This window comes from Acidovorax cavernicola, from assembly GCF_003581445.1.
The window spans coordinates 125,596-136,304 of the sequence record NZ_QXMN01000013.1 but is presented as its reverse complement, the minus strand read 5'-3'; the positions used below and the strand labels follow the sequence as shown (position 1 = coordinate 136,304).

Sequence of the window (10,709 nt, the reverse complement as noted above, 5' to 3'; positions counted from 1 at the left end):
GAGGTCGACGCACCTCACAAAGAAAACGGGCCCCGAGGGGCCCGCTGTCGTTTCGGCCCTTGCGAGTGGCAAGGGCAGGGGGATCGATCGATCAGCTGGCGTCGCCGTCGTTCGCCAGCTTCGGCAGCGAGGCGCCTTCGCCCGACGACAACAGGCCGACCTGCGTGTAGATCGCGAGCTTCTCGCGCGTGTCGACGATGTCGAGGTTGCGCATCGTGAGCTGGCCGATGCGGTCCAGCGGCGTGAACGCGCCTTCGACCTTTTCCATGCTCAGGCGCTCGGGCTTGTACGTGAGGTGGGCCGACTCGGTGTTCAGGATCGAGTAGTCGTTGCCGCGGCGCAGCTCGACCGTCACCTCACCGGTGATGGCACGTGCCACCCAGCGCTGCGCCGTCTCGCGCAGCATGATGGCCTGCGGATCGAACCAGCGGCCCTGGTACAGCAGGCGGCCCAGGCGGCGGCCGTTGTCGCGGTACTGCTCGATGGTGTCTTCGTTGTGGATGCCGGTGACCAGGCGCTCGTAGGCGATGAACAGCAGCGCGAGGCCGGGGGCCTCGTAGATGCCGCGGCTCTTGGCCTCGATGATGCGGTTCTCGATCTGGTCGCTCATGCCCAGGCCGTGGCGGCCGCCGATGCGGTTGGCTTCGAGGATCAGGTCGACCAGGTTCGTGTAGCGCACGCCGTTCAGCGCCACGGGCACGCCTTCTTCGAAGCGCACCGACACGGTTTCGCGCTTGACTTCGACTTCGTCCTTCCAGAAGGCCACGCCCATGATGGGCTGCACGATCTGGATGCCGCTGTTCAGGTGCTCGAGGTCTTTCGCCTCGTGCGTGGCGCCGAGCATGTTCGAGTCGGTCGAGTAGGCCTTCTCGGCCGACATCTTGTAGGCGAAGCCGGCCTTCTGCATGAACGCCGACATTTCGGCGCGGCCACCCAGCTCGTCGATGAAGACCTGGTCGAGCCAGGGCTTGTAGATCTTCAGCGCGGGGTTGGTCAGTAGGCCGTAGCGGTAGAAGCGCTCGATGTCGTTGCCCTTGTAGGTGCTGCCGTCGCCCCAGATGTGGACGTCGTCTTCCTTCATGGCCGACACCAGCATGGTGCCCGTCACGGCGCGGCCCAGCGGCGTGGTGTTGAAGTAGGTGACGCCGGCGGTGGTCACGTGGAAGGCGCCGGCCTGCAGGGCGGCGATGCCTTCGTTGGCCAGCTGCGCGCGGCAGTCGATCAGGCGCGCGTTCGCGGCGCCGTAGAGCATCGCCTTGCGCGGAATCTCGTCGTAGTCGGGCTCGTCGGGCTGGCCGAGGTTGGCGGTGTAGGCGTAAGGGACGGCGCCCTTCAGCTTCATCCAGTGCAGCGCCGCGCTGGTGTCCAGGCCGCCCGAGAAGGCGATGCCGACCTTCTGGCCGGCGGGAACGTTTTGGAGAATGGTCGACATGTCTGGGGTTCCGGTTCAGCCGAAGTGGCAGATGTAGCTGTAGGGCTCGCCAGTCACGCGGATCTGGAAGCTGGAGTTGCCGGGGATGCTGAACTTCTGGCCGGGGCCCGAGGCGATCCATTCGCTGGTGCCCGCGAGCTGGTATTCGCAGCTGCCGCCGGCGCCTTCCATGATTTCAGGTGCGCCGGTGTTGAAGGTGAGGGTGGACGGCAGGATCACGCCGACCGATTTCTTGGTGCCGTCCGCCAGCGTGAGGTTGTGGCTCACGCACTTGCCGTCGAAATACACATTGGCCTTGGTGGCCACTGCGGCGCTGTTGATGGTGTCGGTAGTCGTCGTCATTGGATGGATGGCGCCGGCGCCTGCGCGTTCGGCGGATCGGGGACACGCCGCCGCGACGGCACCCCGGGGTTGGAGAAGCCCACGATTTTAGGGGCTCGGGCGGGCCGGTCCGCCGTGGGGGAACTCGCTCAGTGGTGCCAGCCGCGATGACCACCCCAGCCGCGGTAGCCATAGCCGCCCCGGTAGCCGCGGTAGTAGCCGCCGCCCCAGCCGCGCGAGTAGCCGAGGTTCAGCGAGATGCCGACCGGCGGATAGACGTAAGGCTGTGCATACGGGTAGGTGTAGGCCGGCTGCACGTAGACGGGCGGGGCGTACACCGGGGCCGGCTGCGCGTAGACCGGCGCGGGCGCATTGGAAACCACCACGCCGGGCTCCGGCACGACGTTGTCCCATGGGGAGCCGCCGCCTTGTTGCGGATACTGCGCCTGCGGGTACGGCTCCTGGTATGGCTGGCCGTTGTTGGCCTCGACGGGGTAGGGCTGCAGTTGCGACTGGGGCTGGACGGGCATGGTGGTCACGCCATAGGCGCTGGCCTGGATCGGAATGGTGGCGCCCGGCCGGCTGGTGGTACGGGTCGTGTACTGGCGGCCCTGGTATTCGTAGGTGACGTTGTAGCTGACGTCGCTGCCGGTCGTTTCGCGGATCGGCGTGGCGGAAATCACGCGGGCCTGGACCACTTGCTGGGCCTGCACGGCGCTGGCGCCCGTGGCCAGCAGGCCGGCCGCCGAAAGCCCCGTGAGGATGCGAAAAACGTGTCTGTTCATGGTGTTCTCTCCTGCAGATCGGGGTTGGAGGCCGGCCCGCGGGACGGGGTTCCGGGGTTTACACGGCGTTCACAGCCCAGGCTTGCGCGTCGAAACCGGTCGTTACGCCGGTTTTCGGGCCCCAGTCGACCACCGGCCGCTTGATCAGGCTGGGGTTGGCCAGCAGCACCGGGCGGGCCGAGGCGGCGTCGATCACCGCGTCGCGGGTGGCCTCGTCGAGCTTGCGCCAGGTGGTGCCTTTGCGGTTGACCAGCGCCTCCCAGCCGGGAGCTTTCAGCCAGCGGTCGAGTTCGGCCTCGGGCACGCCTTGTTTCTTGAAGTCATGGAAGGCGTAGGCCACGCCATGGTCGTCGAGCCAGGCGCGGGCGCGCTTGACGGTGTCGCAGTTCGGGATGCCGTATAGGGTTGTCATGGCCGCCATGATGCCCCGAGCGGCGGGTCGGCGACAATGCCGGCCTCCATGGAAACCCTGAACGACTGGCTCGCGCGCGCCGAGCACCTGCACCCCGACAAGATCGAACTCGGGCTCGATCGCGCCAAAGAAATGGCGCAGCGTCTGGGCCTGCGTTTCGACTGCCCCGTCATCACGGTGGCGGGCACCAACGGCAAGGGCTCGACCTGCGCCATGCTCGAATCGATCCTCACACACGCGGGCTACCGCACGGCCGTATTCACCTCGCCGCATCTGGTGCGCTTCGAGGAGCGGCTGCGGCTCAAGGGCGAAGCTGTCGATGCTTCAAAACTGATAGCAAGCTTCGAAGTGGTGGAGAAGGCGCGCGGCGACATGGCCCTGACCTACTTCGAGTTCACCACGCTCGGCATCCTGCATTGCATGATCCAGGAAAAGCCCGACGTGGCGATCCTCGAGGTCGGCCTGGGCGGCCGGCTCGATGCGGTGAACATCATCGACGCCGATTGCGCGGTCATCACCAGCATCGACCTCGACCACATGGAATACCTCGGCCCCGACCGCGAAAGCATCGGTTTCGAGAAGGCCGGCATCCTGCGTGCCGGCAAGCCTGCGATCGTGAGCGATCCGGTGCCGCCGCAAAGCGTCATCGACCACGCGAACGCCATCGGCGCCGACCTATGGCGCTTCGGGCACGACTTCAACGTCTCGGGCGACAAGCAGCAGTGGGGCTGGTCGGGCCGTGGACGGCGCTACAGCGGGCTGGCCTATCCGGCGCTGCGCGGCGCCAACCAGTTGCTCAACGCGGCGGGCGTGCTCGCGGCGCTCGAGGCGCTGCGTCCGCAGTTGCCGATCACTGCGCAGGCGGTGCGCAACGGGCTGGCCATGGTCGAGCTGCCGGGCCGCTTCCAGATCGTGCCGGGCGAGCCAACGCTGGTGCTCGACGTGGCGCACAACGCCCACGCCGTCGCCGCGCTGGCCGAGAACCTCGATGCCATGGGCTTTTCGCCCACCACGCACGGCGTGTTCGGCGTCATGGCCGACAAGGACCTCGCGCCGATCCTCGCGCGCATCGGGCCGCTGATCGACCGCTGGTATTTCACCGACCTGCCCACGCCACGCGCCGCCAAGGCGGCCGATCTGCTGGCGGCCTGGCAGGCGCAGAACAAGCGCGCCGACACCTCGGGCAGCGTGTACGGCAGCCCGATGGAGGCCCTGCGCGCAGCCATCGAGCAGGCAGGTGCCACTGATAGAATCGTGGTCTTCGGATCGTTCTTCACCGTGGGTGGCGTCCTCGAAAACGGCACCCCCCGGCTGCAAGCCAAACACCTGCTGCCAGGCGGCTGATCGTCGGGCTGTCCAGACCCATCGGGCACCACCTCGCTGCACTCCTCCAGGGATCGAACTTCATGGCGTTTTTCAAGTTCCGCACGCGCGGCCCACAAGGCAACGAAGGACGCAGCGCCCCCGCGGCGGTGCCGGCGGAAAGTGTCGAATCCATGCGCCGGCGTGCGCGCCATCGGCTGCTCGGTGCGGCGGTGCTGGTGCTGGTCGGCGTGATCGGCTTCCCTCTGCTGTTCGATACCCAGCCGCGTCCCGTGCCGGTCGACATCCCGATCGAGATCCCCGACCGCAACAAGGCCAAGCCGCTGCCCGTGCCCACCACGCCGGCACCCGCGACCAGCAGCGCGCCTTCTGCCTCGTCCGATGGCAGCTCCCGTGTGGCCGGAGCCTCATCGGCCGGCGGCATGATCACCGAGACCGCCGACGGCACCGTGATCGAGCCGGGCACGACCGTGCCTGCCACCACGCCTGCACCCGCGGCGCCCAAGCCTGCCGTGGAGCCGAAGAAGCCCGAACCCAAGCCGGAGCCGAAACCTGAGCCCAAGCCCGAGCCGAAGCCGGAACCCAAGCCGGAACCGAAGAAGCCCGAGCCGAAACCCGAGCCCAAGCCGAAGCCGGAACCCGCCAAGCCCGCCGCGAGCACCGACGACGGCGCGCGCGCCCGTGCGCTGCTCGAAGGCAAGCCGCCCGCCGCCGCGCCCAAGCCGGCCGCCGACGACAACGGCCGCTTCGTCGTGCAGGTCGGCGCCTTCGCCGACGCCGACAAGGCGCGCGAAGTGCGCCAGAAGCTCGAGCGCGCCGGCCTCAAGACCTATGTGCACGTCGCCAAGACGGCCGACGGCGAGCGCACGCGTGTGCGTGTCGGGCCGTTCGCCTCGCGCGCCGAGGCCGAGAAGGCCGCGGACCGGGTCAAAGGCTTGTCTTTGGCCGCGGCCATCCTCACGTTGTAAGCACGTTCATCGCCCGCCGCCTGTAGTTCATTGCCGTGGCCCTGCTTGACTGGATCGCCATCGCGCTCATCGTGCTGTCGATGCTGTTCGGGCTGGTGCGCGGCCTGGTGTTCGAGGTGATTTCGCTGATCGGCTGGGTGGCCGCCTTCCTCGTGGCCCAGTGGGTGGCCTCCGACGTGGCGGCCTGGCTGCCGTTCGGCGACCCGCAGGCCACCTGGCGTTACCCGCTGGCCTTCGTGCTGGTGTTCGTGGCGGTGGCGTTCGGCGTGGGGCTGGCGGCAGCGCTCACGCGCAAGCTGATCGCCGCGGTCGGCCTGCGGCCGGTGGACCGGATTTTGGGAGCAGCGTTCGGCGCGGCACGGGGGGCGGTGGCCCTGCTCGTGCTGGCCGTCGTTGTTCATTTGCTGGCGTTGAGCGACAGTGCCTGGTGGCACGAATCGCGCAGCGCCATTGTTCTCGATGCGGCATTGCAGGGCCTCAAACCCTCGCTGCCTGAAAAGTTGGCAAGCTACCTGCCCTGAGAGGAATCGTTCATGTGTGGAATCGTCGGCGTTGTCAGCAACGCACCCGTCAATCAGCTGCTCTATGACGCGCTGCTGCTGCTGCAGCACCGCGGCCAGGATGCGGCCGGCATCGTGACCTTGCAGGAACGCAAGTTCTTCATGCACAAGGCCAAGGGCATGGTGCGCGACGTGTTCCGCACCCGCAACATGCGCGCGCTGCCGGGCACCGTCGGCCTGGGCCAGGTGCGCTATCCGACCGCCGGCAACGCCTACAGCGAGGAAGAGGCGCAGCCCTTCTACGTGAACGCACCCTTCGGCATCGTGCTGGTGCACAACGGCAACCTGACCAACGCGCACGCGCTGCGTGCGGAGTTGTTCTCCACCGACCACCGCCACACCAACACCGAGAGCGACTCCGAAGTGCTGCTCAACGTGCTGGCCCACGAGATCGAGCGTTCCTCGCGCGGCGTGCCGCTGCACCCGGCCGAGGTGTTCGCCGCCGTCAAGAACGTCTACACGCGCCTGCGTGGTTCGTACGCCGTGGTCTCGCTGATCGCCGGCCATGGCCTGCTGGCCTTCCGCGACCCCTACGGCATCCGTCCGCTGTGCATGGGCCGCAGCGCCGACGGCACCGTCATGGTGGCCAGCGAATCGGTCGCGCTCGAGGGCTCGGGCCATGTGTTCGAGCGCAACATCGAGCCGGGCGAAGCCGTGTTCATCGACCTCGAAGGCAACGTGCACTCGATGCAATGCGCCGAAGGTGCGTCGCTCAATCCGTGCATCTTCGAGTTCGTGTACCTCGCGCGTCCCGACTCGGTGCTCGACGGCATCTCGGTCTACCAGGCGCGCCTGAATCTGGGCGAAACGCTGGCCAAGCGCGTGGTCTCGACCGTGCCGCCGAACCAGATCGACGTGATCATCCCGATCCCCGAATCGAGCCGCCCGAGCGCCACGCAACTCGCGCACCTGCTGGGCATTCCGTACCGCGAAGGCTTCGTGAAGAACCGCTACGTCGGTCGCACCTTCATCATGCCGGGGCAGGGCGTTCGCAAGAAGTCGGTGCGCCAGAAGCTCAATGTGATCGGCAGCGAGTTCAAGGGCCGCAACGTGCTGCTGGTCGACGACTCGATCGTGCGCGGCACCACCAGCCGCGAGATCGTGCAGATGGCGCGCGACGCCGGCGCCCGCAAGGTGTACCTGGCCAGCGCCGCGCCGCCGGTGCGTTATCCCAACGTCTACGGCATCGACATGCCGACCAAGGACGAACTCGTGGCGCACGACCGCACCGTCGAGGAAATTCGCGAGCTCATCGGCTGCGACGCGCTGATCTACCAGGACGTCGACGCCATGAAGCGTGCCATCGGCTCGCTCAATCCGAAGCTCGCCGGTTTCGACGCCTCGTGCTTCGACGGCGTCTACGTGACCGGCGACATCGACACCGATGCCATCTCGCGCATGAACGGCAACCGTCCGCGTGTCGAGGAAACCGAGGAAGACTCGTCGCGCCTGGCACTTCCCAACCCCAGCGAATGAGCGAGTGCTGAAGTGACCGACAACGAACGCCCCCTTCCGCCGGGCCTGCACCCCGACACGCTTGCGCTGCGCACGGGCCTGGCGCCGAGCCAGTACGGCGAACATTCCGACGCGCTCTTCCTCACCAGCGGCTTCGTGCAGCCCGACGCCGAGACCTCGATGCGCCGCTTCGCGGGCACGGAGCAGGGCTACACCTATTCGCGCACCTCGAACCCCACCGTGACCAGCTTCGAGCAGCGCATCGCCGCGCTCGAGGGCACCGAGGCGGCCATCGGCGCGTCCACTGGCATGGGCGCGATCCTCATGATGTGCATGGGCCTGTTGAAGGCCGGCGACCACGTGATCTGCTCGCGCTCGGTGTTCGGCTCCACGCTGAACCTGTTCGGCAAGGAGTTCGCCAAGTTCGGCGTGGAGACCACCTTCGTCTCGCAGACCGACGTGGCCGAGTGGCGCGCGGCCGTCAAGCCGAACACCAAGCTGCTCTTCGCCGAGACACCGACCAACCCGTTGACCGAGGTCTGCGACATCCGTGCGCTGGCCGACCTGGCGCATGCCGCAGGGGCGCTGCTGGCGGTCGACAACTGCTTCTGCACGCCGATCCTGCAGCGACCGGCTTCGCTCGGCGCCGACCTCGTCATCCACTCCGGCACCAAGCATCTCGACGGCCAGGGCCGTGTGATGGCGGGCGCGATCTGCGGCCCGTCGAAGCTCATCGTCGATGTGTTCGGCCCCATCGTGCGCACCGCCGGCATGGCGCTGTCGCCATTCAACGCGTGGGTCGTGCTCAAGGGCATGGAAACGCTGGGCGTTCGCATGAAGGCGCATGGCACCAATGCGCTCGACGTGGCCCAGTGGCTGGAGAAGCAGCCCGGCATCGCGCGTGTGTACTACCCGGGCCTGACCTCGCATGCGCAGCACGACCTGGCAATGAGCCAGCAGTCGGGGCAGGGCGGTGCGGTGGTGTCGTTCGACGTGGTCGGCGACACGCCGGAGACCGCGCGCGCCAACGCGTTCCACGTCATCAACAGCACGCGCGTGGTGAGCGTCGCCACCAACCTGGGCGACGTGAAGACCATCATCACGCACCCTGGCACCACGTCGCACGGACGGCTGACTGAAGCGCAACGCCAGGCGGCGGGCATCGGCCAGGGGCTGATCCGCCTGGCCGTGGGCCTCGAGCACGTCGAAGACATCAAGGCCGACATCGCACGCGGCCTGAGCACCCTGAATTCAGACAAGAAATGACCGGCAAAGTACGCACCCGCATCGCACCGTCCCCCACGGGTTTTCTTCACCTCGGCACGGCGCGCACCGCGCTGTATTCGTGGGCTTACGCGCGTCACCACGGTGGCGAGTTCGTGCTGCGCATCGAGGACACCGACGTGGCTCGCTCCACGCAGGACTCGACCGACCAGATCCTTGCGTCGATGCATTGGCTCGGCCTCGACTACGACGAAGGCCCGGTCTATCAGATGCAGCGCCTGGAACGCTATCGCGAAGTGATCGCGCAGATGCTCGCGGCCGGCACGGCCTACCACTGCTACTGCACGCCCGCTGAACTCGAAGAGATGCGTGAGGCGCAACGCGCGCGCAACGAGAAAACCTTGTACGACCGCCGCTGGCGTCCCGAGCCCGGCAAGGTGCTGCCGCCCGTGCCCGAAGGCGTACCGCCCGTGGTGCGCTTCTGCAATCCGCCGGAAGGCGACGTCACGTGGAACGACCTCGTCAAGGGCGAGATCACCATCAACAACCGTGAGATCGATGACCTCATCATCCTGCGGCCCGACGGTGTGCCCACCTACAACTTCGCGGTGGTGGTCGACGATTGGGACATGAACATCACGCACGTGTTCCGTGGCGACGAGCACATTAACAACACGCCGTGGCAGATCAACATCTTCCGCGCGCTTGGTGCAACGCTGCCGCAGTTCGGCCACGTGCCTGTGATCCTCGGTGACGACGGCCAGAAGCTGTCGAAGCGCCGCGGCGCGGTGAGCGTCACCGCCTACGAGGACAACGGCTACTTGCCCGAAGCCATGCTCAACTACCTCGCGCGCCTCGGCTGGAGCCACGGCGACGACGAGCTCTTTACGCGTGAGCAGATGGTGAGCTGGTTCGATGGCTCGCACCTGTCGAAGAGCCCCGCGCAGTGGGATGCAGCCAAGCTCGAGTGGGTCAATGCGCAGTACATCAAGGCAAAGAGCGGCGATGAACTCGCACCGCTTGTTGCAGCGCAGTTGCAAAAGCGAGGCATCGCTGCCGACGAGCGTTTGCCCGCGATCTGCGCGCTGTTCAAGGACCGTTGCGACACCACTGTGGCTCTCGCTGGATGGGCTGCTGCGTTCTACGAAGACATCGAAGTCACCGATGCAGATCGCGCGCAGCACATCACTGATGCAGTGAAGCCTGCAATCGCAACACTCGTTGAAAAATTGATGACGGTTGCGTGGGATAAGGCCTCAATCGCAGGTATCATCAAGGAAGTCCTCGCGACACACGCACTAAAAATGCCAGTGTTAGCGATGCCAGTACGAGTGCTTGTGATGGGAACATCGCAGACACCGTCCCTCGATTCAGTCCTCGAAATTTTTTCCCGCGAAAAAGTTATCGAACGATTGAAAAAGGCCTGAAAAATCGGGCTATAATTCGAGGCTCGACACCCACACGGGGGTATAGCTCAGCTGGGAGAGCGCTTGCATGGCATGCAAGAGGTCATCGGTTCGATCCCGTTTACCTCCACCATCAAAGTGTCGAGTAGGTTAGAGATGCTGATCGCAGCACGTCCAAGGTTTTGACCCTATCGTCTAGAGGCCTAGGACACCACCCTTTCACGGTGGCTACCGGGGTTCGAATCCCCGTAGGGTCGCCAGTTTCACTTCGGTGAAGCAGGCACGAGTTGTCAACACTCGGTTCCGCAAGGAGCGAACGTTGTCTACCAGGAGTGGTAGTTCAGTTGGTTAGAATACCGGCCTGTCACGCCGGGGGTCGCGGGTTCGAGTCCCGTCCACTCCGCCAAATTTTGGTAATGAAATCAACGGGTCACAGTCGAAAGACTGTGACCCGTTTTTCTTTTTGGAATTTGCTTCTCGGGATCTTGGAATATGGTGGCCCGCTGGAGTGGCCTTTTCCTCTTGGTGGTGGTCTTAGTGCGCGACCATCTCGCTGTCCGCGTGCAGCGTAGCTCTTCTGTTGTTGCTTGCGCTTCGCCTACAGCTTGTCGCTCAGGCCTCTTGGCCGGCCATGCTGAAGCGAGCAGTGCTCGACGAACTCCATGTCGATCGCCTGCGTGCACTTCTCCGCAGTCGTCATCAGCGTCAGTTTCGTGAGCTGCTGCCTCTGCAAGTTGCCGAGCAGGAGAAACGAGCCCACAAGATTGCTGCGGTCGATCGTCTCGCGTCTGTTCGATGCGCCGCAGACCTTGCCCAACAACTG

11 protein-coding genes and 3 tRNA genes are annotated in these 10,709 nt (G+C 65.9%); 9 read left to right on the top strand and 5 right to left on the bottom strand.

The annotated features are described in order from the left end of the window. Window positions 1–91: 91 nt before the first annotated feature. From argG to D3H34_RS13210, 4 genes are all read right to left on the bottom strand, one after another. A complete protein-coding gene (gene argG, locus D3H34_RS13225) occupies window positions 92–1,432 on the bottom strand; it encodes an argininosuccinate synthase (protein ID WP_119553911.1) in 1,341 nt (446 codons plus the stop codon). Window positions 1,433–1,447: 15 nt separating this feature from the next. Continuing rightward, complete coding sequence (ppnP, locus tag D3H34_RS13220) at window positions 1,448–1,774, bottom strand: pyrimidine/purine nucleoside phosphorylase (protein ID WP_119553910.1); 327 nt, start codon at window positions 1,772–1,774, stop codon at window positions 1,448–1,450. Window positions 1,775–1,902: 128 nt separating this feature from the next. After that, window positions 1,903–2,538, bottom strand: a complete 636-nt coding sequence (locus tag D3H34_RS13215) for a hypothetical protein (protein ID WP_119553909.1) — start codon at window positions 2,536–2,538, stop codon at window positions 1,903–1,905. A 58-nt stretch (window positions 2,539–2,596) separates the two neighbouring features. Beyond that, the gene (locus D3H34_RS13210; protein WP_119553919.1) at window positions 2,597–2,950 is read right to left on the bottom strand and encodes an ArsC family reductase; all 354 of its coding nucleotides are present in this window, start codon (window positions 2,948–2,950) and stop codon (window positions 2,597–2,599) included. A 36-nt stretch (window positions 2,951–2,986) separates the two neighbouring features. On the opposite strand from D3H34_RS13210, the gene folC reads away from it, so the two are divergent. The 9 genes from folC (at window position 2,987) to D3H34_RS13165 (ending at window position 10,292) form a co-directional block, all read left to right on the top strand. After that, on the top strand, window positions 2,987–4,294 hold the full coding sequence (folC, locus tag D3H34_RS13205; protein WP_119553908.1) for a bifunctional tetrahydrofolate synthase/dihydrofolate synthase: 1,308 nt from the start codon (window positions 2,987–2,989) through the stop codon (window positions 4,292–4,294). Window positions 4,295–4,356: 62 nt separating this feature from the next. Then, window positions 4,357–5,241 (top strand): SPOR domain-containing protein, encoded by an 885-nt coding sequence (locus D3H34_RS13200; RefSeq protein WP_119553907.1) that lies wholly within the window; start codon window positions 4,357–4,359, stop codon window positions 5,239–5,241. A 35-nt stretch (window positions 5,242–5,276) separates the two neighbouring features. Further along, the gene (locus tag D3H34_RS13195) at window positions 5,277–5,762 is read left to right on the top strand and encodes a CvpA family protein (protein WP_056571675.1); all 486 of its coding nucleotides are present in this window, start codon (window positions 5,277–5,279) and stop codon (window positions 5,760–5,762) included. A gap of 12 nt (window positions 5,763–5,774) precedes the next feature. Further along, window positions 5,775–7,277 (top strand): amidophosphoribosyltransferase, encoded by a 1,503-nt coding sequence (gene purF / locus D3H34_RS13190; RefSeq protein WP_119553906.1) that lies wholly within the window; start codon window positions 5,775–5,777, stop codon window positions 7,275–7,277. A gap of 12 nt (window positions 7,278–7,289) precedes the next feature. Beyond that, window positions 7,290–8,522 (top strand): O-succinylhomoserine sulfhydrylase, encoded by a 1,233-nt coding sequence (locus D3H34_RS13185; RefSeq protein WP_119553905.1) that lies wholly within the window; start codon window positions 7,290–7,292, stop codon window positions 8,520–8,522. Beyond that, a complete protein-coding gene (gene gltX / locus D3H34_RS13180) occupies window positions 8,519–9,907 on the top strand; it encodes a glutamate--tRNA ligase (RefSeq protein ID WP_119553904.1) in 1,389 nt (462 codons plus the stop codon). The genes D3H34_RS13185 and gltX overlap by 4 nt, the downstream gene beginning before the upstream one ends. A 36-nt stretch (window positions 9,908–9,943) precedes the next feature. Next, a tRNA-Ala gene (locus D3H34_RS13175) sits at window positions 9,944–10,019 on the top strand. A 51-nt stretch (window positions 10,020–10,070) separates the two neighbouring features. Beyond that, window positions 10,071–10,146, top strand: a tRNA-Glu gene (locus D3H34_RS13170). 69 nt (window positions 10,147–10,215) lie between these two features. Further along, window positions 10,216–10,292 (top strand) — tRNA-Asp (locus tag D3H34_RS13165). Between the two features lie 192 nt (window positions 10,293–10,484). Here the strand turns inward: D3H34_RS13165 and D3H34_RS13160 are convergent. Continuing rightward, the gene (locus D3H34_RS13160) at window positions 10,485–10,706 is read right to left on the bottom strand and encodes a hypothetical protein (RefSeq protein WP_119553903.1); all 222 of its coding nucleotides are present in this window, start codon (window positions 10,704–10,706) and stop codon (window positions 10,485–10,487) included. Window positions 10,707–10,709 lie beyond the last annotated feature (3 nt).

Coding starts and splice junctions, on each gene's coding strand:
- argG (WP_119553911.1), bottom strand. CDS start 1,432: ATGTCGACCATTCTCCAAAACGTTCCCGCCGGCCAGAAGGTCGGCATC.
- ppnP (WP_119553910.1), bottom strand. CDS start 1,774: ATGACGACGACTACCGACACCATCAACAGCGCCGCAGTGGCCACCAAG.
- D3H34_RS13215 (WP_119553909.1), bottom strand. CDS start 2,538: ATGAACAGACACGTTTTTCGCATCCTCACGGGGCTTTCGGCGGCCGGC.
- D3H34_RS13210 (WP_119553919.1), bottom strand. CDS start 2,950: ATGACAACCCTATACGGCATCCCGAACTGCGACACCGTCAAGCGCGCC.
- folC (WP_119553908.1), top strand. CDS start 2,987: ATGCCGGCCTCCATGGAAACCCTGAACGACTGGCTCGCGCGCGCCGAG.
- D3H34_RS13200 (WP_119553907.1), top strand. CDS start 4,357: ATGGCGTTTTTCAAGTTCCGCACGCGCGGCCCACAAGGCAACGAAGGA.
- purF (WP_119553906.1), top strand. CDS start 5,775: ATGTGTGGAATCGTCGGCGTTGTCAGCAACGCACCCGTCAATCAGCTG.
- gltX (WP_119553904.1), top strand. CDS start 8,519: ATGACCGGCAAAGTACGCACCCGCATCGCACCGTCCCCCACGGGTTTT.